At 61.0% G+C, this 23889-nt stretch carries 20 protein-coding genes; 7 read left to right on the top strand and 13 right to left on the bottom strand.

Features of this window, described 5'->3' with window-relative positions; genetic code table 11:
- The first annotated feature begins 22 nt into the window (after window positions 1-22).
- The 6 genes from HNO82_RS19280 (at window position 23) to HNO82_RS19255 (ending at window position 7189) form a co-directional block, all read left to right on the top strand.
- A complete protein-coding gene (locus tag HNO82_RS19280) occupies window positions 23-817 on the top strand; it encodes a hypothetical protein (protein WP_175344787.1) in 795 nt (264 codons plus the stop codon).
- Window positions 814-3054 carry a T6SS phospholipase effector Tle1-like catalytic domain-containing protein gene (locus HNO82_RS19275; RefSeq protein ID WP_241822149.1) on the top strand — a complete coding sequence of 747 codons (2241 nt, stop codon included), beginning with the start codon at window positions 814-816 and terminating at the stop codon, window positions 3052-3054. The genes HNO82_RS19280 and HNO82_RS19275 overlap by 4 nt, the downstream gene beginning before the upstream one ends.
- A gap of 18 nt (window positions 3055-3072) precedes the next feature.
- Entirely contained in the window at window positions 3073-4002 is a 930-nt protein-coding gene (locus tag HNO82_RS19270; protein ID WP_175344786.1) for a DUF4123 domain-containing protein, read from the top strand.
- Window positions 3992-4441: a hypothetical protein gene (locus tag HNO82_RS19265; RefSeq protein WP_008332233.1), complete on the top strand. Its 450-nt coding sequence runs from the start codon at window positions 3992-3994 to the stop codon at window positions 4439-4441. The genes HNO82_RS19270 and HNO82_RS19265 overlap by 11 nt, the downstream gene beginning before the upstream one ends.
- A gap of 74 nt (window positions 4442-4515) precedes the next feature.
- Window positions 4516-5007 carry a DUF3304 domain-containing protein gene (locus tag HNO82_RS19260; protein WP_081486084.1) on the top strand — a complete coding sequence of 164 codons (492 nt, stop codon included), beginning with the start codon at window positions 4516-4518 and terminating at the stop codon, window positions 5005-5007.
- A 16-nt stretch (window positions 5008-5023) separates the two neighbouring features.
- The gene (locus tag HNO82_RS19255; RefSeq protein ID WP_175344785.1) at window positions 5024-7189 is read left to right on the top strand and encodes a T6SS phospholipase effector Tle1-like catalytic domain-containing protein; all 2166 of its coding nucleotides are present in this window, start codon (window positions 5024-5026) and stop codon (window positions 7187-7189) included.
- Window positions 7190-7283: 94 nt separating this feature from the next.
- On the opposite strand, the gene HNO82_RS22395 is transcribed toward HNO82_RS19255, so the two are convergent.
- On the bottom strand, window positions 7284-8807 hold the full coding sequence (locus tag HNO82_RS22395; RefSeq protein ID WP_175344784.1) for a methyl-accepting chemotaxis protein: 1524 nt from the start codon (window positions 8805-8807) through the stop codon (window positions 7284-7286).
- Window positions 8808-9094: 287 nt separating this feature from the next.
- On the opposite strand from HNO82_RS22395, the gene HNO82_RS19245 reads away from it, so the two are divergent.
- On the top strand, window positions 9095-9355 hold the full coding sequence (locus HNO82_RS19245; protein ID WP_175344783.1) for a hypothetical protein: 261 nt from the start codon (window positions 9095-9097) through the stop codon (window positions 9353-9355).
- A gap of 21 nt (window positions 9356-9376) precedes the next feature.
- Here the strand turns inward: HNO82_RS19245 and HNO82_RS19240 are convergent, their stop codons facing one another.
- The 12 genes from HNO82_RS19240 to HNO82_RS19185 all read right to left on the bottom strand — a co-directional run bounded on the left by HNO82_RS19240 (window position 9377) and on the right by HNO82_RS19185 (window position 23356).
- Window positions 9377-9862: a MarR family winged helix-turn-helix transcriptional regulator gene (locus HNO82_RS19240; RefSeq protein WP_008332229.1), complete on the bottom strand. Its 486-nt coding sequence runs from the start codon at window positions 9860-9862 to the stop codon at window positions 9377-9379.
- A complete protein-coding gene (locus HNO82_RS19235; RefSeq protein WP_175344782.1) occupies window positions 9840-11615 on the bottom strand; it encodes an acyl-CoA dehydrogenase in 1776 nt (591 codons plus the stop codon). The genes HNO82_RS19240 and HNO82_RS19235 overlap by 23 nt, the downstream gene beginning before the upstream one ends.
- Before the next feature lie 63 nt (window positions 11616-11678).
- Window positions 11679-12434 (bottom strand): ABC transporter ATP-binding protein, encoded by a 756-nt coding sequence (locus tag HNO82_RS19230; RefSeq protein WP_175344781.1) that lies wholly within the window; start codon window positions 12432-12434, stop codon window positions 11679-11681.
- Window positions 12431-14224 (bottom strand): branched-chain amino acid ABC transporter ATP-binding protein/permease, encoded by a 1794-nt coding sequence (locus HNO82_RS19225; RefSeq protein ID WP_175344780.1) that lies wholly within the window; start codon window positions 14222-14224, stop codon window positions 12431-12433. Before HNO82_RS19225 ends, HNO82_RS19230 begins: the two co-directional genes overlap by 4 nt.
- Window positions 14221-15261, bottom strand: coding sequence for a branched-chain amino acid ABC transporter permease (locus HNO82_RS19220; RefSeq protein ID WP_175344779.1), 1041 nt, complete (start codon window positions 15259-15261; stop codon window positions 14221-14223). Before HNO82_RS19220 ends, HNO82_RS19225 begins: the two co-directional genes overlap by 4 nt.
- Before the next feature lie 89 nt (window positions 15262-15350).
- Complete coding sequence (locus HNO82_RS19215; protein WP_175344778.1) at window positions 15351-16496, bottom strand: ABC transporter substrate-binding protein; 1146 nt, start codon at window positions 16494-16496, stop codon at window positions 15351-15353.
- An 84-nt stretch (window positions 16497-16580) separates the two neighbouring features.
- Window positions 16581-17000: an acyl-CoA thioesterase gene (locus HNO82_RS19210; RefSeq protein WP_008332216.1), complete on the bottom strand. Its 420-nt coding sequence runs from the start codon at window positions 16998-17000 to the stop codon at window positions 16581-16583.
- Window positions 17001-17016: 16 nt separating this feature from the next.
- The gene (locus tag HNO82_RS19205; RefSeq protein WP_175344777.1) at window positions 17017-17781 is read right to left on the bottom strand and encodes an SDR family NAD(P)-dependent oxidoreductase; all 765 of its coding nucleotides are present in this window, start codon (window positions 17779-17781) and stop codon (window positions 17017-17019) included.
- 27 nt (window positions 17782-17808) lie between these two features.
- Entirely contained in the window at window positions 17809-19062 is a 1254-nt protein-coding gene (locus HNO82_RS19200; RefSeq protein ID WP_175344776.1) for a thiolase family protein, read from the bottom strand.
- 13 nt (window positions 19063-19075) lie between these two features.
- Complete coding sequence (locus tag HNO82_RS19195; protein ID WP_175344775.1) at window positions 19076-20938, bottom strand: feruloyl-CoA synthase; 1863 nt, start codon at window positions 20936-20938, stop codon at window positions 19076-19078.
- 158 nt (window positions 20939-21096) lie between these two features.
- Window positions 21097-21876 (bottom strand): crotonase/enoyl-CoA hydratase family protein, encoded by a 780-nt coding sequence (locus HNO82_RS19190; RefSeq protein ID WP_008332210.1) that lies wholly within the window; start codon window positions 21874-21876, stop codon window positions 21097-21099.
- A gap of 304 nt (window positions 21877-22180) precedes the next feature.
- Window positions 22181-23356, bottom strand: a complete 1176-nt coding sequence (locus HNO82_RS19185; protein WP_008332209.1) for an ABC transporter substrate-binding protein — start codon at window positions 23354-23356, stop codon at window positions 22181-22183.
- Window positions 23357-23889: the final 533 nt, after the last annotated feature.

Raw genomic sequence — 23889 nt, 5'->3', positions numbered from 1 at the left:
AATTGAGATAACAGGAGATGGGATGAAAAAAATTGGCAGCGCCCTGTTCAGTGCGGTTGCGATGGTAGTGGCGTTGGTAGGATGTGATGGACTTTCCTCCGAACCGACTTATAGCGGCTTGAGTATTGAGGCCTTCAATTACACGCCTTATAACCTGTCCAGATTTGTTATTACCGACAAGTATGGAAATCAGGCCAGCGGCGGCGGAGATTTGATGCCGGGTTCTGGTGCGGGCAGACTTAGCTGTTGCTATCAATTGCAAGGCACGGAATTTAGCGTTGAGTGGAAGATGTATGACGCAGACGTCGCCTCCAAGGACCTTTACAAGCCAATTCAATATATTAGTTTTAAAGAAGATATCCATCTTCCTCCGACCAAGTTGGAAGGAAACGCCGGTACCAGAATATTAGGATTACATTTTTATCCAGATGCTCATGTCGAGCCTGAATTCAGGAGTGACTTGGGAGCTTCGCGGATCAGTTATCGAACCGTCCATCGAACGCTTCTGGAGCAATATGGGAAAAAAATTGATCCGGCAGGAAAACTGAATGAAGCAGAATTGTTCAGACGGACGGCACGGATTGCCAGTGAAGCATGGAAAAAATATCGTCTTACGGACTCCGAGGATTTGGTGCAGTTTGTTAGGTTCTATTTATTGGTTAACCCCGGATTTGACCGATTTCCGCAGGTGCAGGAGATTCTAAAAGACACAAAGGGAAAATCGGGTGATTTCGGCAGAGAAATGAAGAACCTGCCAGAGGCCGCTGTAGATCAAATCAAGACTTTTTCTGTCAGTGGCAAGGAGCAGCAACCATGACTCGTACTACCGGAGAAAGAGATCCTTCCAGAATAGCTCAGGAAGATCGTTCCCCGCCGGACCTTGCTATAAAGATGGCAGGCGCGAGGGCCAAGCAGAAAGAGGCAGAGAAACTTGCTTGCCAAGCTGATATACACGTCGGATTCTTTTTTGATGGCTTCGGCAGAAATCGAGATATGGATGATCCACAGACATCCCGTTATTCGAATATCTGCCGTCTGTGGGAAGCGCACAGAGATAACGAAGATGTTCGTCGGCCAGACAATCAGTTCTGGTATAGCTTCTATTACTCAGGATTAGGGACGCCTCTCAATAAGGACGCAGCTAATCGTGATCTTGTCCGCGCCGCTACCAAGATTGCGAAGAATGCCGGGGGCGTCGCCCTGTCTGCGGCGAGCAAGATTGCAGGCTACGATCGTGTGGAAAAGTCCGTAAAGACAGTAACTGGTGTTACTGATCCGATGAAGCTGGGCGGCAAGGTATTGAAGGACTCGTTGACTGAGATGTCTTTCCGTCCAGTGGTCAAGGCTTACAAGGACGTAATCAAGGAAACCAAGGCCTTGCCCGGTAATGCGCGGCGAATGCTGACCATGGCCAGCGGTGATCGTTGGGTCATGCGTGGCAAGGCATCATTGCGAGGTTTCCTGTATGACCTCAAGAAAAATCCCTTGAAAGCCAGTTGGTCTGCCGCCAAGGTATTGATGGCCGATGTGGTGGCCGATTCCATTCCCATGGTCCGCGACAGTGCCGCCAGTGCCAGTCTCTTTGGAACCGGCGTTGACGTGAGGCTCAGTGCGGCCTTGGACCAGTTCAAGGCCGCCTACGCGGATGCCAAGGGCAAGATTCCCAAGGTTCAGCGCATGCAGGTCAGTGTCTTTGGTGCCGACCGGGGATGTGTCATCGCGCGAACATTCGTCAATGAACTCGCTCGTATCTACAAGCGCGCCAATGAGCAGGACTTGGCCATCGACGGTAGCCTGATCGAAATCAAGTTCGTCGGGTTGCTGGATAGTGTCGCTTCGATCATGGAGGAAAACAAGCTCATCGGTTTTCTGCCTCTGGTCGGTGTGATCAAGCAAAACTACGGCGATCGTGCTTTGGCAATACCGCCGGCTGTACAGCGTTGCGTACATTTCGCGGCGGCTCATGAACTACGTTTCTATCAACGCCTCGACAGCTTGGAAAAAACTCGCGGAGAACAATATCTTTATCCGGGTACCAGCGAAGACGTCACAGGTGGTTCCCCGGATGGAACGCTCAACTTCCGTGGGGAATTGCAACGAGTTCCTCTGCGGGACATGCTCCATGAGGCGCTGATTTCGGGCGTCATGATGGACCGCATGGAGGATCTTGCGATTTACAAGACTGAGACATTTCAAAAGTTCTCCCTGGCGGCCCCCATCGTCGACGACAAATCCAGCTACCGCATGATGGAGCTGGTCAACGCCTATCGCGCCGTCGTCCCGCGCGCGCCAGGCCTGGATTTTCTCAAGCACATGAGCGTCTTCATTTCCTGGCTGGCCGTACGCTACCAGTCCAAGGAATTTCGCGAATCCGTGACCACCCATGCAGACGCGGTGCGCGCCGCCCAGGATCAACGGCGCGAACGGCGTGAGCGTGCGGAGAAGGCGTTCGCAGAGGCGCGCCGCACGGCATCGACCGACCGCGAAGGCTATGGCCGGGCGATGGCCGAGTTGTTCGCGGCTCAGGATGATGAAACCCGCAACATGCCAGACACCATCCTGGAAGTGCACCGCCCCTTTGTCAGCGTCTGGGAGCGCCTGGACAAGGAAGCTCAGGAGGTCATTGCGCAGCGGGCCCGCTATCAGAAACAGCAGGACGACGAACCCCAACGCAAGATGAAATGGCAGAAGTACGTTGACGAGCATGCGGCCATTTTCGTGGACCCCTCGGGCCAGAAACCGACCTACAAACCGGCACGTCCTTTGATGTCGCCCGGGGAGCTCACGCTGGCCGATGCCTGGATCAATGCCACCAATGGCAAGAACCCGCTGCCGGACAAAGTGATGGCCCTGTTCGATCTGCTGGTGCATGACACCATGCTCACCAGCTGGCACGACCATGTTCTCTCTGCCACCTTGTATTTCCAGACACGCGCCATCGATACCTTCGGCAAGACCGATGCCAAGAAGGAAGAGGAGACCAGGAAGAGCGACGACATGAATGCCGCAGCGGTGCGGCGGTTGCAGGGCAATGCGCTTGTTCTCCCGAACTAGAACACCGGGACTGATGCCATGAGTGATGTGCATGACGATCCGTTGGCGCTGTTGCATTGGGCGCAGGCATGTCGTGAACGCGGCCACCAAGCCTTCCTTCTGCTCGATACGGCGCAGGCCGAGGCGAGCCATCTCAAGCTGCAGTCCATGCACGTTCCTTATACCTCGCTGTTCGAGGGAAAGCGCGAAGAAGCCTTGCCTGAAATTGCGCCTCTTCTGCTTCCCCTCTCGGGACTGGATGAGCAGCGTGCATTGAGGCTCGTGCGCTGGATCTCTCAGCTCGGCTTTGGCGCGCCTTGCCTGAGCTGGTATGAGAGCTCGCTCGGCCTGCATGACTTTGCAGCACATCTGCGCAACTTCCACCACGTGAGTCTCAGCGATGGGCAAGTCATGATGATGCGCTGGTATGACACGCGCATCCTGCCGATCTGGATACAGGCTTTGTCCAAGGATCAACTGGCGCTATTCACGGGCGGCATGCTCAGCCTGGCTTTCGTGGACCGTTTCGGCGAAGCCCGGACGCTCTATCAGAGCGAGCAGGTGCACCCGCCCAGCCAGGCTTTGCCGTTGGACGCACCGCTGGTGACGCTGGATGACCGTCAGTTCGGGCTGCTGGTGGATGCCGGAGATCTCGATGCCCTGCTCACGCATTTGCGCTTCGTGATCCCTGATGAGACGAATGCCTTGCCCACACGCACGTTGGTGGAATTCGTCGCCACCTATCAGCAGCGTGCGCGCGACGCCGGCGTGGATGATATCGATCGGCAGACGCAGTACGTGTTGCTGGCACTCTACACCAGCGGCATTGGTGTTGAGCATCCTGCGGTCAAGGCCTTGATGCAGGATCCGCCTGATTCACTGGCAGCCTATTTCGATGCCCTGCAGGAAATGCCTGGTGAAGTCTGGGAAGCAGGGCCACCTCTTTGGGAGAACGAGCATGTCGCATGAACACTGGCAGAAAAAAATTATTTTTCCGCAATGGGTACTGGTATTGGTACTGGGAATGGTGGTGCTGCTGGCCATGTCTTGTCCGCGCGCGCATGCCCAGACGAATGACGATCTGAAGGCCCTGGTGGCGCATCTCAAGTTCGTGATCCCCGACGAAACGGCCCTGGTTGAACCACAAAAACTGGAGCGCTTCGTCGCGCAGTACCAGAAGCGGGCGGTTTCCGCAGGCCTGAAGGATATCGATCGTCAGACCGCCTACGTGCTGCTGGCCTTGTACACCTCGGGCAAGGGTCTCGAGCAGCCCGAGTTCAAGCAGGTGATGGCGCATCCGCCGGCTTCTTCGGACCAATTCAGTGATGCCCTCATCGGCCTTCCGCAACGTGTGTACGATAGCGGGCAGCCGTTGTGGGAGAACGCGGTCAATGGCAGCAGTCGTTAGCCCTTCGATGAACGCTGCCAGAGCATAGAGCCTCGTATCGTCCGATAGAGTTTTCGTTACTTTGAAATATATCCATGGAATACATCATCAAGATGTCCGGAAAGTCCCTGCTCCACATGTTGCTGCTGTCTCTACTCATCATGTTGGGCGGATGTGAAGAGAAGGAAGCGCCCGAGCTGGGGATGGAACTGGTCGGCTATAACCATACTGCCTTTGGCATATCGGACTTTGATGTCACCGTCATACCGGGAAAGCGCGCTGCGGGTGGCTACATCGCAGCCGGACAGGGTGGCGGAGGCTATATCTGCTGTATCAGTGTCCCAAAGAACTGGCGTGCGGGACTGATGGCGAACGTCAATGTCCGCACCGTGAATGGTGCGGGGGAGCCGGTTGAGCGTTCCTGGTCAGTGCCTGTGCCGCAATATACATCGGAACAGGCGGGTCACCTCTCGGTACATTTCTTGCGGGATGGGCAGGTGAAAGTATTCGCTACGAACCTCGCGCTCTGGCACCCTGACTATCCGTTGAAAGGACCAGAGGCTGAATTGAAGCCAGGATCAAACTAGTTGCGGGAGTATGAGCATGAGTATGCTTTACACGGGGCGTCCGGTACCAAGCAATGGGCATCGAAAATTTTCTGCCAAGGAGGCCGCGCAGCGTGCCAAGGCGCTGGCTTGTCTGCGGTCTCGGGGAAGTACTGAATGCAAGGGGCAGATCTTCGTCGGCATGTTCTTTGATGGAACCGGCAACAATGACAAGTGGGTAGAGGAAAAACAGACGGCGACACAGCGGCAGCGGAACAAGCATAGCAATGTCGCGCGACTATACGATGCCTATCTCGATGAGCCAAAAAACGGATTCTTTAAATCCTACATGCAGGGTGTGGGAACACCCTTTGCAGAGATTGGTGACAACAGCAAATTGGGAACCGACATCGGCGGAAATGCGTTTGGCTTCATGGGAGCGGATCGCATCAACTGGGGCATCACCTTTTTGCTCGATGCCGTCTACACTTATCTGACAGGAGCGGGTCTTTTTGGTGACCTCCTGCAACGACGCCAACTCGTCAACTTCATGAGTTCTTCCATGCTGGCGGGTGGCAACGCCTATGCAGCAACGGCGGACATGAAAGTCGGACAGTGGAATGTGCCCGGCTATCTGCTGAACGCACCGGAGCAGATGCGCCGCGCCGACATCTACAAGCAGTTCATCGACAAGCTGACTGCCGCGGTCAAATCCAGCCAGCGCAAGATCGTGCAGATCAACGTTTCGGTATTCGGTTTTTCGCGTGGAGCGGCTGAGGCTCGCGCGTTCACGCACTGGCTGCACGAGCTCTTTACGCCTTCCGGGGGTGCCTTCGAGATCGCTGGTGTGCCGATTCGCATTGGCTTCCTCGGTCTCTTTGATACGGTCGCTTCGGTCGGTATCGGGGATGTGACGCCGATCACCTTCGGTCACATGGCCTGGGCGCACAATACGCAATCCATTTTGCCAGCGGTTGAAGAGTGTGCGCATTTCGTGGCTCTGCACGAACAGCGCGCCAGTTTCCCCTTGGAGTCCTCCACAGGATGGAAGAATGTCGGCTATCCCGGCATGCACTCTGATGTGGGCGGCGGCTACCTGCCGGGGGAGCAGGGTAAATCCATGCCTGACTGGGGCTTGTCACCGCAGCTCTCGCAGATCCCCCTCATTGACATGCACTTTGCTGCACTCAAGGGCGGCGTCCCGTTGCTGACCCTGGCCGAGCTGGCGAAAGACTCTGCCAGCGCCAAAGGCTTTGCCACCGACGCGCGTCTGGTCAAGGCCTACAACGACTGGTTGTCCGGTAACGGCATCAAGGGCGGCAGCATTCGCGAATTTACGCAAGCCCATACCCGTCAGTATCTTCGGTGGCGAGGATCGCTGCATGAGGGGAAGGGGGGCTTGTTGTTGAGCAAGCGGTTCTATCGGGATGCTGCAAGCTCCGACAAGAAGGATCTGCTGGAGGCCGATGTCGAACTCGGGAAAATGATCCGTGACTGGCGCGAGCGTAGCAATCTCGATCTGGATCAGCGCATGGGGCAGATGGCCCGAAAGTATGTGCGCCGCGTCTCGCCGCTGGCGGGCGTCCTGACGGATGCGGCCAAGGAGCACCTGACTGCGGAAGAGAAAAAATTCTACGACATCATGTGCGCAGGTCCGGTGCCGCCGGCCGCCTCGGTGACGCTCTTCGACGACTATATCCATGATTCCCGGGCCGGCTTCCGTGTCGCAGGGAAGCACGAGCCGATTTTCATCACCGGTGGCTATGCCCGCTTCCGTCAGGTGTTTCTGCAGGGCGAGGGCGATTCAGCCACGCGCAAGATCGGCGAACTGGTCGAGCGCAAGGTGGGTGAACGTGCTGCGGACATGGCTGAAGACGCGCGTGACATCAAGGATTACACCGTCCGTACCTATGATCGCGCGCGCGATCGCATCGTCAGCGGTTACCATGCCGTCGAGGATGCGGCCGTGCGCGCCAGGCGCGAGCTTGAGGACAAGGCGCAAGCTGCCAGGCGGGAAATCCAGGAACAGGCTGAAGCGGCCAAAAAGAGATTGCACGCGGCAGCCGAGGCGGCAAGAGACCAGGCCAGCGCGTTGAAAAAGAAAACCATGGCCGAGATCAAGCGCGAAGCCGACGAAGCACAGCGCATCTATGATGCGGCCCAGCGTCACGTCATGAAGAAGTATGAGGAGCTGGGCGCGATGTGGCACAGTATCGTGGATTGATCAGCGCTGATCTCGGATGGATCGCCGTTGAACGCCTCAGAGAGACGCCGCGCCAGATTGCCCAGCGTTAGTTGCACGGCGCATCTTTCTCTCTTCAAGCCATCTTCCCCACCCCCAGCCGAAACACGCTCACCGACTCCGCCAGCCTGCGCGCCTGTTCCTTGAGCGCCTCCGTGGCTGCCGCTGCTTCTTCCACCAGCGCCGCATTCTGCTGCGTCACCGTATCCATCTGTGCAATGGCCTGATTGACCTGTTCGATGCCAGCTTCCTGTTCGCCGCTGGCGGCGGAAATCTCGCTCATGATCTGCGTCACACTGCGCACGCTCACCACCAGTTCCTCGATGGTCGCACCCGCATTCCTGACCAGTTGACTGCCCGCTTCCACCTTCTGCACCGAGTTGCCGATCAGGTCCTTGATCTCCTTGGCCGCGGTCGCCGAACGCTGTGCCAGGCTGCGTACTTCCGAGGCAACCACCGCAAAGCCGCGCCCCTGCTCGCCCGCCCGGGCCGCCTCCACCGCCGCATTGAGGGCAAGGATATTGGTCTGGAACGCGATACCATCGATCACGCTGATGATCTCGGCAATCTCACGGGCCGAGCCCTGGATCTCGTCCATGGTGCTCACCACATCCGACACCACCAGCCCGCTGCGCGAAGCGACTTCAGACACCGATCCCGCCATCGCATTGGCCTGGCGCGCATGATCGGCATTGCGGCGCACGGTGGAGGTGATCTGTTCCATGGCCGCAGCTGTTTCTTCCAGCGAGCTGGCCTGCTGTTCCGTGCGGGCCGACAGATCCAGATTGCCCCCGGCGATCTGGGTAGAGGCCGTGACGATGGTATCGCTGCCGATGCGCACGCCACCCACTACTCGTTGCAGGCTGCTGTTCATGTCCTTGAGGGCCTGCAACAGTTCACCAGTCTCATCCTTGCGCGTAACCTCGATGCGGCTGCCCAGGTCGCCTGCGGCAACCGTCTTGGCGATGGTCACCGCCTCGCCAATGGGCCGTGTGATGGAACGCGTGACCAAGGTGGCCAATAATGTAGCCAACAGTACGACGACCGCACCCACCCCCAATCCGATGGCGCGACCGCTGCGGATGGCACTGGAAATTTCCTGGCCGGTGCCGTTGGCGTTCTCGCGGGCAATCGCCAGCAAACCTGCAAAGCCCGCGCCGAGGATCTTGTCGGCGCCACTAATGGAGGCGTCGATCTCGCTCACAGTGGCACCTGCCGTCTTCATGTCTTGCACCTTGGCAATGGCAGTGCGGTAGTTGCGTTCGCCCGCGTTGATCTTTTGCAGCAGCTCTTCTTCCTTGGGATTATCCACTCCTAGCTTGCGATATTCGGTCATCAGGCGCGCGATGGCATCCATGTCGGCCAGAAAGTGCTTGTCGTAATCCTTGCCGCGTATTACGTAGTTCTTGAAGTTCTGTACACCATCGCCCAATTTGATGTAACCCTGGGTGGCATAGTCTTGCTTGTTTAGCACCATGCCGGAAAAATCACTCCAGTGGCGACCGATCTGCGTCAGGGTGAGAAGAGATGCTGCAATGAGCACGCACGCCAGCAGCGTGACGAGCAGGAAGGAGCCGCCAAGACGGGTACCGATTTTCATGCCTGTTCCCTGAAAATCATTTATAAGATTTAGCGATTCTGACGCCTGCTGACCCTGAGGCAAAGCCAATGGAGGCAGGTAAAAGCCTTGCAACTCATCATTTGTCATACCAGCTGCCAGCAAAGGGAGAAGATGCCTGGCGGCATTCTTTCTGGAGCCGCAACAGAGCATTACCGGATTACAGGTTTTTCCTGAAGAAAGGAAATAATAAGATTCTTCCATGGGAATGAAGCACTCATAAGCGATACGCACCGTGCAGCATCCGCTTGCATTCCAGGGAGCAGAACATGAACAAGATCACACGCCAACTCGTCCTCGCCGCCACGCTTTCGGTGGCCAGCATCGCAGTGCAGGCAGCCTATGCAGCCGAACCGGTCAAGGCCGGGCCCACCTCGACCACCAGCATCCCGGCGCAACAAACGCGTACTGCGGCTGCCGATCAGCAACAACAGCAAGGACTGACCCGCGCACAGGTCATCGAAGACTTCAAGCAATACCAGCGCGCGCACGCCAACCCCAGCTATGCCGAGCTGGTCTTCCTGCGTTGAGAATGGAATGAAAAAGGCCGCTTATTGCGGCAGGAACATCTTCTGCAGCAAGCCGATGAGCTGGGCGCGCTCGGCATCGGACAACATCTCGGTGGCCTTGAGTTCCAGTTCGATGGCGGTCTGCTCGGCCTTGCTACACATGCGCATGCCCGCCGGCGTCAATGCCAGTACCTGTGAACGGCGATCCTGAGGATTGCGCTGGCGCAGCACCAGCCCGCGCTGCTCCAGCTTGTCCAGCAAGGTCGCCAGATTGGGCGGGGAGACGTTGATGGCCTTGGAGAGGCGCTTCTGGTTGATGTCGGGATTGGCCTTCAAGAGGCTGAGCACCGTGAAATCCACTGGCCGCAATGCGAACTTGGCCATCCGTTTTTCGAATAACGGCATGATGGTGATGTAGGCACGGCGGCAGTTGTAGCCGACCAGGCTCAACAGCAGTTGCTGGTCCAGCGGCGCGCTTGGCGCTGCATCTTCGTCGGAATCGAAATCAGCCGGCTTCTTGGGCAGCATGGTGGTCCAGGTCGGTGGGAAGAGGCGGCAGCCCGGTCGCCAGGCAGCCTTCGATCACGCTGGACAACTGGTGGACTTCCGCAAACACAAAGGCGAAATGATAGCACGCGGCATCCCGCTTGCCGCCGTACCAGGCCGGGTCCGACGCCATGGCCGATATCGCCCGTCGTCCGGCGCGCAGCCACATCCAGCCCAGTGCCACATGGCCGGTCAGGCGCAGCATTTCATCGGCCACGTAATAGGGCAGGGAAGGCGATTGCACTGCCGCCGAGGCGATACGGGTAGCGAGTCCTCTTAATTTATCCACAGCGCTTGCGAGCAATCCGGCCTGATCACCCAGCACCTTGCCATCGTCGATGTCCGCGCGCACCAGCGTGAGGAAATCATCCAGCCGTCGGCCCTCATCACCCAGCACCTTGCGCATCAGGAAATCGATCGCCTGGATCTCGTTGGTCCCCTCATAGATCATGGTGATGCGGGCATCGCGCATGAACTGTTCGATGCCGGTCTCCACCACATAACCATGTCCCCCGAAGACCTGCAGCGCGCGACTGGTGCACTGGAATCCCTGATCGGTGAGAAAAGCCTTGATGACCGGCGTGATCAATTCCAGTCGCTCATGATGACGACGACGCAGCACCGCATCGGAGTCATGTGCGGCCAGATCCAGCAGCAGCCCGGCCCAGCAGGTCAGCATGCGCGCGCCTTCGATGCGGCAGCGCTGCTCCATCAGCAGCTTCTGCACGGCGGGATGGCGCACGATCAGATCATTGCCGGAAGAACCCGGCGCACGCGACTGGCGACGCTCGCGCGCATAGGCGCTGGCGCGCTGCCAGGCCGCCTCGGCCAGACCCAGCCCTTGTGCGCCCACATGCAGGCGCGCCGCATTCATCATCACGAACATCGCAGCCAGCCCGCGTCCGGGCTCACCGACCAGCCATGCCTGCGCCTGCTCGAAGTGCAGGCTGCAGGTGGCGCTACCGTGAATACCCATCTTGTGTTCGATGCCGGTACAGTGCACGCCGTTGCGCCGGCCATCGTCCAGCACACGCGGTGCCAGCAACAGCGACAGGCCCTTGCTGCCTGGCAGCGCATCCGGCAATCGGGCCAGTACCAGATGCAAGATGTTGGGCGTCAGGTCGTGTTCGCCTCCCGAGATGAAAATCTTGTCGCCGGTGAGGCGATAGCTGCCATCTTCTTGCGGCACGGCACGTGTGCGCAATTGGCCCAGGTCGCTGCCAGCCTGGGCTTCGGTCAGGCACATGGTGGCCAGCCATTCGCCGCTGGCGATCTTCTCCAGATAGCGTGCCTGCAACGCGGGCGAGCCATGCGCCGCCAGGCAGGCATAGGCCCCATGCAGCAAGCCGGGATACATGGTCCAGCCATGATTGGCTGCGCTCAGCATTTCATGGAGGGCGCAATCCAGCACATGCGGCAAGCCCTGGCCGCCGTGTTCCGGCGCACAGGCCAGGGCCGCCCATCCACCCGCACAGAATTGCGCATAGGCGCGCTCGAATCCGGGCGGTGTGGTCACCGCTCCATTCTCGAAACGGCAACCCTCCCGATCGCCAATACTGTTCAAGGGAGCCACCACATTGGCGGCAAAGCGTCCGGCTTCTTCCAGTACCTGCATCATCAGTTCGCCATCGAATTCGGCGTGGGCCGGCAGGGCGCGCAAGAGCTGCGGAGCCTGCAGCACTTCATCAAGGACGAAGGCGAAGTCGCGCAGGGGTGGGGCATAGCTCATCGTCATTCCTTTCGTCGCGCTTCTTTCTTATGTTGTTTTTGCATACTGTGGTGCAGAAAACGCCAGGTCTCAGGAGGCTGTCGCCACCTCGGTTTCCGCCTTCTTGCCAAATCCCAGGTAGGCCTGGATCACTTGCGGATCTCCCGCCAGTTTCGCGGACTCGCCCTGCATGGTGACCTTGCCCAGTTCCAGCACATAGCCATAGTCGGCCGTCTGCAAGGCCGCGCGCGCATTCTGTTCCACCAGCAGTACCGAGATGCCGGCCGTGCGCAGTTCGGAAACGATATGCAGAATCTCCTTGACGATGCGCGGTGCCAGGCCGAGGCTGGGTTCATCCAGCATCAGCAGTTCCGGCTTGGCCATCATGGCGCGTCCGATGGCCAGCATCTGGCGCTCACCGCCCGAGAGCGTACCGGCCTGCTGGGTGCGGCGCTCCTTCAGTCGCGGGAACAGGTCGAAGACAGTGGCCAGCTGATCCAGCGGTTGAGCCTGTCGCAAGCGTACGCGGCGAAAGCCGCCCAGCAGCAGGTTGTCTTCCACGCTCATGGTGGAAAACAGTTCACGTCGCTCCGGCACCAGGGCGATACCGGCCATCACGCGTTGCTCCAGGCTCCAGCGTTGCACGGCCTGGCCCTGGTAATGCACCGCGCCTTGCGCGGGCATCACGCCCATGATGGCGTTGAGCAAGGTGGACTTGCCCGCACCATTGGGCCCGATCACGGTGGCAATGCTGCCGCGCTCCAGCCTGAGGTTGATGTCATGCAGGGCCTGCACCTTGCCATAGCTTGCGCGCAATTGCGCGACGTCGAGGACCAGTTCGCTCATTCGATTCCACCCAGGTAGGCTTCGATCACGGCGGGATGCCTTTGTATCTCTTGCGGTGTGCCTTCGGCGATCTTGGCGCCGAATTCCATCACCACGATGTGGTCGGTCAGTTCCATGACGAACTCCATGTCATGTTCCACCAGCAGGATGCTCATGCCGTCGGCGCGCAGTTCCTGCAACACCCGGGAAAGCGCCTGCTTTTCCAGATGGCGCAGGCCCGCCGCCGGTTCATCGAGCAACAGCAGCAGCGGATCGCAGCACAGGGCGCGCGCGATCTCCAGGATGCGTTGCTGCCCCAGCGCCAGGTTACCGGCCTGCTCGTGCATCAGATGCTGCAGGCCGACGCGATGCAGGGCGCGTGCGGCTTCGTCCAGCAGGGCTTTTTCCTCGGCGCGTTCCAGATGCAGCATGGCGTTGATCGTATTGCGCAGGAAGCCTTGCTGGCTGCGCATGTGTGCGCCCAGGGCAACGTTTTCCAGTACCGTCATGCCCGGCAACAGTCGTACGTGCTGGAAGGTACGGGCGATGCCGAGCCTGGCGATGGCGCGCGCGGGCTGTCCGGCGATGTCGCGGCCATTGAAGCTGACACGACCACCGCTGGCATGCAGCAGACCCGTGACCAGATTGAAGGTCGTGGACTTGCCTGCACCGTTGGGACCGATCAGGCCGACGATTTCGCCCGCCTTGACCTTGAAGGACACATCATTGACCGCCACCAGTCCGCCAAAGCGCTTGTTGATCTGGTCTACCTCCAGCAGCGGCGCACCGCGCGCCGGACCGTTGCGCTTGTCCAGCGGGGCGGCGCCGGCCACGCGCAGCGCCAGGGGGGCGGGCGGGAAGGCGCGCAGCCACAGCGCGCGCACCCAGGGCCACAGGCCGCCGCGTGCATACTTCAGCAAAAGGATCAGGATCAGGCCGAAGACGATGCTCTCGTAACTGCCACCATCACCCAGCAGTGCCGGCAGCAGCACCTGCAACTGGTCCGACAGCAGCTTGAGTACCCCGGCACCCAGCAGCGCTCCCCAGATATGGGCGATGCCGCCGACCACCACGATGAACAGATACTCGATACCCATGGCCAGGCTGAAGGGAGAAGGATTGACGGTACGCTGCATGTGCGCGAACAGCCACCCCGACACCGCAGCCAGCAGCGCGGCAAAGACGAAGATGAGGATCTTGTAGCGTCCCGTATCCACCCCCATGGCCTCGGCCATCGAGCGGCCCCCCTTGAGGGCGCGGATGGCGCGGCCCGCGCGTGAATCCAGCAGGTTCAGCGAGACCCAGGCCGCCGCCAGCACGATGGCCCAGATCAGGTAGTACAGGTGCCGATCCTTGGACAGGTCCAGCCCCGCCAGTTGCAGCGGGGGGATGCCGGAGATGCCGTCATACTTGCCCAGAAAATCCACCTTGCCGAACAGGAAGTACAGGCTGATCCCCCAGGCGATGGTGGCCAGCGGCAGGTAGTGACCGGACATGCGCAGCGTGATGCGCCCCAGCACATAGGCCGATACACCGGTGATGAACAGACCCACCGGCAGTGTCAGCCAGGGTGAGATCCCGTGCGCCGTGGTCAGATAGGACGTGGTGTAGGCACCCATGCCGACGAAGGCTGCCTGGCCGAAGGAAGTCATGCCACCGATACCGGTCAGCAGTACCAGGCCGATGGCCACCAGCGCGTACAGTCCGATGTAGTTGGCCTGGATCACCCAGAACTGCGGCGTGGGCAGGATGGGGAACAGCGCCAGTGCCACCAGCAGGGCGTAGAGAGGGAGTCGTTTGTTCATGCTCATTCCTCGTCCTCGTCATGCGCGGGCGTGACCAGCGAGCGCCACAGCAGGATGGGCAGCAGCGCCAGGAACACGATGACCTCCTTGAAATCACTGGCCCAGAAGGAACTGAAGGATTCCAGCAAGCCCACCAGCAGCGCGCCGCCTGCCGCCGCCGGGAAACTCGCCAGTGCACCGATGGTGGCGGCGACGAAGCCCTTCAGGCCGATCAGGAAACCCGAGTCGTAAAAAATGGTGCTCATCGGACCGATCAGCACACCCGACAGCGCACCGATAAACGCTGCCACGGCAAAGGACAATTTGCCGGCCAGCGTCGTGGAGATTCCCATGAGCCGCGCGCCCAGGCGGTTCACCGCCGTGGCACGCAGGGCCTTGCCATACAGCGTGTGTCCGGAGAACAGCCACAGCGCCACCAGCAAGGCCGCCGCAGCCGCCACGACCACCACGGTCTGGGCGTTGAGGGTGAGCGCAGCGAGGTCCCAGCGTTCATCCCAGAAGGCCGGGGTGCGGAAGCCCTCGGCGCCGAAGAACACCAGGCCCAGCCCGGTCATGGCCAGGTGGATGCCGACCGAGACGATCAGCAGTTGCAGCACGCTGGCATCGGCCATCGATTCATAGACCACCTGGTACATCAGCGGTCCGAGTGCGGTAATGAGCAGCAATGTCAGCAGGACCTGCACCGGTAGTGAGAACTGATGGGGCGCTGCCCACCACACCAGGGCGGCAACGGCCAGCGGCACACCCAGGGTGCGGAGCAAGGCGCGCGGCAACAGGGCGAGCTGGCCGGCGCGCAGCAATGCCGCGCTCTGCATGGCGGCCGCGCAGACGGCCAGCACCAGCAGCAGCCACAGCGGGCCGGGACGCTGGCCCTGTTGCAGCATGGCCAGGGTGAGCGCGCCATAGGCGACGAATTCCCCCTGCGGAATGAAGAGGATGCGGGTGACCGTGAAGACCAGCACCAGTGCAATGGCGATCAAGCCATAGACGATGCCGTTGGTCAGGCCATCCAGGGTGAGGATGGCGGCAATGGAGGAGTCCATGTATCGGATGTGGAGCGAAAGACATCAGGCAGGAAGGTGACGGCGCAAGCTGGAGTCCTTGCGCCGCCGCGACGGCAGGGCAGTGCGGATTACGGATTGACCGCCTTCCAGTTGCCGTTCTGGATGGTCAGCATGATGCGCGCATCATCCCCCAGACCGAAGTGATCCTTGGGCGAATAGTTCAGCGTACCCTGCGAGATCTGAATCGGCCCGGCCGTCTCCAGCGCTTCCTTCAAGGCGGCGCGGAAGGCAGGGGTGCCGGGTTTGGCCTTCTTCAACGCCATCGGCACGACCTTCTGCAACACCAGCTGCGCGTCATAGGTATGGGCCGCGAAGAGGTTGCGGGTACCGGCGCCGAACTGCTTCTCGTAGCGCGTGACGAAATCCATCGCCAGCTTCTTGGAGGGATTGCTGTCCGGCAGCGCCTCGGGCACCACGGCCGGCCCGGAGATGACGTAGGAACCTTCGACATCCTTGCCGCCCAGTCGGATCAGGTCGCGCGAGGCGGCGCTATGGGTCTGGAAGATCTTGCCCTTGTAGCCGCGCTCGATCAGGGCCTTGTGCGGCATGGCCGCGCCGCTGCCGGAGGCTACCACCAGCACCGCATCCGGATGGGAGCTGACCACCCGCAGGGCTTGTGCGGTCACGCTGGTGTCGGCGCGCGAGAAGCGCTCCACCGTGCCCATCTTCATGCCGGCGGCAGTGGCCAGACGCTGCATTTCCTTGAGCCAGTTTTCACCATAGGAATCCGAGTAGCCCAGGAAGCCGATGGTCTTGACGCCCATTTTCTTCATCTGCTCCACCACGCCCCCGGCCATGACGGCCGTGGATTGCGGCAGGCGGAAGGTCCAGGCGTCTTTTCCTTCAGCAGTCTCGATAGGCGAGATGGCCAGCTGCACCGTCTGCGATTCCAGCGCCACGTCGGCTACCGCCAGCGTAGGCGGCACGGCCGCCGAGCCGATCAGCAGGTCGACCTTGTCCTCGGCCACCAGGCGGCGCGCATTCTTGCTGGCTTGGGTCGGATCGGTGGCGTCGTCGAGGATGATCATCTTGACCTTCTCGCCGCCGATGGTCTCTGGCCACAGCGCAAAGCCGTTCTTGGCCGGGATGCCCAGACCCGAGCCGGGACCGGTCAGCGACATCACCACGCCAATGGTCAGTTCGGCATGGGCCAGCCCTGCACAGGCCAGCATTGCTGCCAGTACGCCTGTCTTGATTGCCAGTTTCGTGTTCATTTCCGTCTCCTTTGTATTTTTGGTTCGAATGCTCGATGTGGGCGGATGCGGCTTGTTACCGCGTCTCGCTTGCTGCCGTATTGCCTAACTGCACATCTCCCTGATATCTGCCGGAATGGGAATGGCCTTGATGCGCGTCGGATCGTCCGGATGGCGAGTGGCGAAGACGCGCACGTCGCGTCCTTCGCACAGCAGTTCGCCATCGCGTCTGATCTCGTGCTTCATCACGAAGGTCTTGTCATTCCATTCGACGATGGTGGAATGCACTTCGATGCGGTCGCCATAGGTGGCCGGGCGCACGAAGCGCGAACTGATGTCCACCACCGGCGTACCGATGATGCCGCGCGTCTTCTCGGTATCACGCCAGGGGGGCAGGCCGCATTCGTGAAAGAAGTTGCGCGAAGCCGCGTCATACCAGCGGAAGAAGTTGGGGAAATAGACGATGCCGGCCGGATCGCAGTCACCGAATTCCACGCGCACCGGATGAATGATGGTCTTGCTCATGGATGCTCCTCGATGCTCAACGCGGCGCCAGGCGCAGCGCGCCATCGAGCCGGATCACTTCGCCGTTGAGCGAAAGATTGGTGACGATATGCAGGGCCAGCTGCGCATATTCCTCCGCCTTGCCCAGACGCTTGGGGAAGGGGATGGACGAGGCCAGCGATTGCTGTACCTCTTCCGGCAGCTTGTAGAGCAGGGGCGTGAGAAACAGGCCGGGCGCGATGGTCACCACGCGGATGCCATGTTGTGCCAGATCACGCGCCAGTGGCAGGGTCATGGCGGTGATGCCGCCCTTGGAGGCGGCGTAACCCGCTTGTCCAACCTGACCGTCGAAGGCGGCTACCGAGGCGGTCGCAACGATCACGCCGCGCTCGCCCTCGGCCATTGCTTCAGCCGCCGCCATGCGGGCAGCGACCAGACGGATCACGTTGAAGGTGCCGATCAGGTTGACGTTGACGATGCGGCTGAAGTCTTCCAGCGGCATCGGGCTGCCATCCTTGCCGACCATGCGTTTGGCGCCACCGATGCCGGCGCAGTTGATGAGGATGCGCGCTGCCCCGTTGGCCTCTTGCGCGGCATCGAGGGCCGCTTCTACCGAGGCGCTGTCGGTGATGTCGCAGCGTACCGCGTGGCAACGCAGTTCATCGGCCAGGGCCCGCGCCGCATCCATGTTGACGTCCAGGATGCAGACGCGGGCGCCGGCCTGCACCAGTTGGCGCACGGTCTCGGCACCGAGCCCTGAAGCTCCGCCCGTCACCAGGGCGGCTTGTCCTTGCAGCTGCATGAAGAATGTCCTTCTCGAATGAACGGTTCAGTGGGAGGCCGACGGGTTTTCCAGCAACAGGGCAATGCCCTGGCCGCCGCCGATGCAGGCCGAGGCCACGCAGTAGCGCGCGCCGCGGCGATTCATCTCGCGTGCCGCCGTGATCGACAGGCGTACCCCGGTCGCCGCCAGAGGATGGCCCAGGGCGATGGCGCCGCCGTTGACGTTGAGGCGCTCGCGGTCGATCCCCAGCTCACGTTCCACCGCCACGATCTGCGCGCCTTGCGCTTCGTTGATCTCGAAGCAGCCGATGTCGGCCACCGTCAGCCCGTTGCGTTCCAGCAGGGTGCGGATGGCCGGCACCGGGCCGATGCCCATGATCTCCGGTGGCACGCCCGCGACAGCGGCAGCGACCACGCGCGCCAGCGGCGCCTTGTCGTGGCGCCGGACGTAATCGCCCGAGGCCACGATGGTGGCCGCTGCCGCATCGACCAGTGCCGAGCTGTTGCCGCCGGTCTGTACGCCATCCGGATAGAGCGTGCGCAGCTTGGCCAGCACTTCCACCGGCGAGGGGCGTGGATGCGTATCGGCCGCTGCTTCGCTGACTTTGCCCTGCAGCTTGATGTGACGGTCGTTGTAGCCATCCAGGCGGAAGGTCTCGTTGACCACCGGCACGATCTCGCCCGCGTGGAAACCGGCGGCCTGCGCCTTGAGGGCGCGTTCGAAGGAATACGCGGCGTATTCATCGACCTCGGCGCGGGTGATGCCATACATCTTCGCCAGGTTTTCGGCGGTCTGGGGCATGGTGATGCCGGGGGCTGGATCCACCAGCGCTTCCCACATGTAGTCCTGGAATTCCACCGGCGCGCCCAACCTGAAGCCGCTGCGATGGCCGAAGGCCGCAATGGGATTGCGCGTCATCGATTCGCTGCCCACGATCAGCGCAGTCTCGGTATAGCCGCGTTCGATCTGGTCCCCGGCCTGGCGGATCAGTTCAAAACCGGTGCCGCAGATGCGCTGGACCATGATGGCCGGCGTGGTCACCGGAACCCCTGCATACAGGCCGATGTGACGTGGCAGCATGTACTGGTAGGAGTCACCGGGCGCCATGTTGCCGGCTACGACCGAGCCGATGTCGGTGGCGGCGATACCGGTGCGGGCCAGTACCTCGCGCGCCACCTTGATGCCCATGTCGGTGGGCGAGAGCTGGCTGAAACTGGTGCAGTAATCCACCATGGGCGTACGCACGCCGCCGACGAGCCAGATGTCCTTGAAGCTGGAATAGAACGCTGCTTGTGCCATGTCTGTTGCTTTCTCAGTGAGCGGGGGAGAGCGCGGCCTGTGCGCTCAGCACGGCCGGATCGGTGCCTGCGTAGAGCGCCTCCACCAGCGCGGCGCGATGGGTCAGTACCGCGCGTTGGTTGATGGAACCCTTGTCGGTGATTTCGCCACGATCAAACGAGGGCGGATCGATCAGCACCAGCGCCCGGGTGACCCGGTTGGAGCTGCCGGTCGCATGGGTTTGCAAGCGATCCAGCATGCCCTGGAAGAAGGCGCGTACCGGCGCCGCATTGAGCACCTCAGCGCGCGAGGCGTCTGCCGGCAGATGCGCCAGCTGGCGGCAGCGTTCGATGTTGGGGACGATGAGCATGCCCACTTCGCTGCGGTCCTGACCGGTGATGACGGCATCCTGCAGGTAGGGGGCGCCTTCATGTGCGATCAGAGCGCGCAGCGGGCCCACGCTGACCCAGGTGCCGGTATAGAGCTTGAAGTCTTCGGCCACCCGGCCATCGAACATGAAGCCGCGATCCGGATGGGCCGGGTCCAGCCAGCGCACCGCATCGCCCGAGCGGAAGTAAGCCTCTTCATCGAAGGCTTCGGCGGTTTGCTCCGGTGCGCGCCAGTAACCGGGCGTCACGTTGGGGCCGCGATAGCGGATCTCGATCTTGTCGCCATTGGGGACCAGCTTGATTTCCATGCCCGGAGTGGGGATGCCGATCTGTCCGGCCTGCACTTCCAGGTCCGCCACGAAGAGTGCGGACGGGGAGGTCTCGGTCATGCCCAGGCCGCAGCACATCACGATGCGTTCGCCGCAGGTGGCTTCGGCCGTGGCGTGCAGCTTGTCCCACACGGGTTGTGCCAGCGCGGCACCGGCGTAGAACTGCATGCGCAGGCGACTGTAGAATTTTTCGCGCAGGACCTGGTCCTTCTCCAGAGCGTGGGCGATGCCTTCCCAACCGACCGGCACGTTGAAATACACGGTCGGCGAGATTTCATGCAGGTTGGCCAGGGTGGTGGCCAGGCCCTGCGGCGTAGGCTTGCCTTCGTCGATGTACATGGTGCCGCCGTTGTAGAGCACGATGCCCACGTTGTGATTGGCGCCGAAGGTGTGGTTCCAGGGCAGCCAGTCGATCAGGATGGGCGGCTCTTCGGCCAGGAAGGGGAAGGTCTGTACGATCATCTGCAGGTTGCTGCACATCATGCGCTGGGTATTGATGACCGCCTTGGGCATCTTGGTCGAGCCCGAGGTGAAGAGGAACTTGACGATGGTGTCCGGACCGGTGGCGGCATAGGCGCGCTCGACCTCATCACCGGCACGGGTGGCTTCCAGTTCCGCATACAGCGTGCATTGGCGACCGGCAGGCGGCGCCTCGGTCACCACGAATTCGATATCGGGAGCCACCGCATTGACGGCGGCGGCGAACTTCTCGCCATGTGATGCGAAGATCAGGCCGGGGGTGAGCAACTGCACCGCATGGCGCAGCTTGGCGTAATCCCTGGACAGCAGCGAATAGGCCGAAGACACCGGCGCATAGGGGACGCCCGCATAGTGGCAGCCCAGCACCAGCATGGCGTGTTCGAGGTCGTTTTCGGACAGGATCAGCAGCGGCCGTTCGGCCGACAGGCCGCGTTGCAGCAGTGCCTGGCCGATACGTCGTGCGCTTTGCAGCGCCTGCCCGTAACTGATGCGGCGCCATTGGCCATCTTTGTCGCGGCGTGCCATGTAGGTGCGGTCCGGATCGACCGTGGCCCAGTGGATCAGTCTGTCGGTCAGACGTGCCGGATAGGCTTCCAGCGGCTGGCGGGTCTTGACCAGGGCGACGCCGTTGGCGCCCGGCACGACGTCAACGCCGCCGATGCCGAACCTGAAGCTGCGATAGCGAGGTGGAGTGTTCATACATGTCTCTGTTGTGTCACCCGTGCGGTCGTGGCCGGGCGGGTGTGTTGTTGTGGTCGTGCGCTGTATTACTGACTTGCTGGCCGCTGTAGTGGCTCTATGCCGGCACTGGTTTGCCGTTGTTACCGCCGGTCGTGCTGCGGATCGTGCTACGGGTATCAGGTCGGCTTGACCTTGTTCTGCTTGTGATCGAGAAAGGCCGCCAGACGTCCCTTGGTATCGGGATCGCTGCCAGCGACGGCGGCCATGAGCGACTCCGTCATCAGGCCGTCCTGGATGGATTGATCATGGATGCGCGGCAGCACGTGCATGATCCCGTAGTTGGTCATCGGTGCATTGCGGGCGATGCGTTCGGCCAGCTCACGCGCCTTGTCCAGTCCGGCGCCGGCGGCCACGCTGTATTGCGAGATACCGGCCTGGTGGCCTTCCTCGGCGGTCAGCACGCGGCCGGTGAGCATCATGTCGGCCATGCGCGCCACGCCGATCAGGCGCGAGATGCGCACCGAGCCGCCACCACCGACGAACAGACCACGCTGTCCTTCCGGCAGGCCGTAGAAGGCGCTCGGTTCGGCCACGCGGATGTGTGCCGCCGATGCCAGTTCCAGTCCGCCACCAATGACCGCGCCATGCAGCACCGCGATCACGGGGACACGGCCAAAGGCGATCTGCTCGAAGGCCGCATGCCACATGCGCGAGTGATGCAGGGATTCGGTGGTGTCGCGTTCGCGCAGTTCGGACAGGTCCAGGCCGGCGCAGAAGTGTTCACCGATGCCGTGGATGATGGCCACCTTCACGCCCTCCGGCAGATCCTGGAAACAGTCGCGGATGGCACGCACCAGCGGATCGTTGAGGGCGTTGCGTTTGGCGGCGCGGTTGAGCGCGATCTCGGCGATGGCGCCGTGAACTTGGATGTCGAGGAGGTCGCTGTGCTGGTTCATGCTGTCTCTGGTCATGCCGTGGTCGGCGTTTGAATTAGTTATAAGTTATAACGGTTATTCAGTATAAGTAAAGTGGGGGTAAACGCAAGTCCCATCAGCGTGTCGCCTTGTGCGAACAACGTAAAAGCGGGCGATTAACGAACGAAAAATGAAGGCATCATGCGGCATGGAATTGCTGCGCCGCGTCGCAATCATGAGGTGCTCATGACCGGGATGCCGCCAGGCAGCGTGCTTGCTGGAGGGGCAAAGAAAAACGCCGGTGTGCACTGCATCACCGGCGTTTCCGCGAAGCTCGGACAGGCGTTTATTTGCCGGTGTCCTTCATGTTCTCGAACTTGTCGAATTCGACGTTGTAGAGTTCGTTGCCGACTTTCTCGACCTTGCGCACGTAGACGGTCTGCACGATATCGCGCGTGGCCGGATCGATGGCGATGGGGCCGCGCGGGCTGGTGAACTTCATGGTCTTGAGGATGGCCATGGCACGGTCGCCGTCGATCTTGCCGTTGAGTTTCCTGCTGACCTCGTAGATGGCGTTCATGCCGTCATAGGCGGCCACGGCCATGAAGTTGGGGCGGCCCGCACCGGGGTTGGCCGCCGCAAAGCTCTTGAGGAAAGCCTTGTTCTCGGGTGAATCATGTGCGGCCGAATAATGGAAGGTGGTGATCACGCCCAGGGTGCTATCGCCCATGGCGGGCAGTACGTGGTCGTCGGTCAGGTCGCCGGTGGCGATGACCTTGATGCCGGCTTCGGCCAGGCCGCGTTCACGATAGCCCTTCATGAAGGCGATGCCCTGTTCCCCGGCCGGGACGAAGATGAAGACCGCCTCCGGTTTGGCATCCTTGATGCGCTGGATGTAGGGCGCGAATTCCGGATTGCGCAGCGGCACGCGAATCGATTCGACCACCTGGCCACCGCCGCCCAGCAGATTCGTCTTGAACGCGGTCTCGGCATCGATGCCCGGCCCGTAATCGGCCACCAGCGTGACCACGCGCTTGATGCCATTCTTCAACGCCCAGGTGGCCATGGGGCCCGAGACCTGCGGCAGGGTCATCGAAAAGCGCGTGATGTAGTTGGATTTGGTGGTGATGATGGAGGTGGCCGCGTTCATGATGATCATCGGTTTCTTGGCCTGCTCGGCAATGGGCGCCACCGCCAGGGCCTCCGGCGTGAGACCGAATCCGGCCAGGAAGTCCACCTTGTCGCGCACCACCAGTTCCTGCGCCAGGCGCTTGGCGATTTCGGGCGAAGGGCCGGTGGTGTCCTTGATGATGATCTGAATCTTCTTGCCTGCGACCTGGTCGCCATGCTGCGCCATGTAGGCTCTGATGCCGCCTTCCATCTGCTTGCCGTAGTCGGCGAAGGGACCGGAGAAGGCGGCGATCAGTCCGACCTTGATGGTTTCCTGGGCCTGCGCCAGCGATGCCAGCGCGGTGCTGGCGGCGGCCATGACGGCCAGCATTGCGAGTTTCTTGAACCTCATTTTTTCAGTCTCCTTTGTGATTGTGATGAGTGGCGATGTGCGGGCGGTTCTGCTGCCGTCTTCATTGTCGCATCGCCGGTCCGACTGTTGCAGACGGACGACGTATCGCTTTCCCTTCCTTGGCTCGCCTTGTTGACAAAGCGGAGGTGCCGACAATAGTATCGCACCATCCGTTCGGTAAACAAACTGATGTGCGGCTACCGAACGGGGAATAAAAGTTATAAAAAATAAGCAAAGAGACGCTTCTTTCTGCGATGCCCGCCTGGCGGCATCGAACAACTCGCATTCTTGAATGGACGCCGCAGGCGTCCTTGCAGCAAGCATGCCGATGGCACTGACCATGGGGCAGGGGGCGGTTTTGCGTCCGCGCTCCGGATCATTGCCGGGCGGCAGCAGCAATTCGCAACAGGTAGTCGCAGTAAACACCAGGGACTGACATCACTGGAAGTCACCTGGCCGGCGAGCAGCGAATCGTTGGCGTGTGCCTGGAGGAAGGTGCGCGCCGGCAGCGGACCGGCCATTCACCATTCAAT

Origin of the sequence: Herbaspirillum sp. C9C3 (assembly GCF_013359625.1) — a bacterium.
Lineage (GTDB): Bacteria > Pseudomonadota > Gammaproteobacteria > Burkholderiales > Burkholderiaceae_D > Herbaspirillum.
This window is presented reverse-complemented; position numbering and strand designations above follow the sequence as displayed.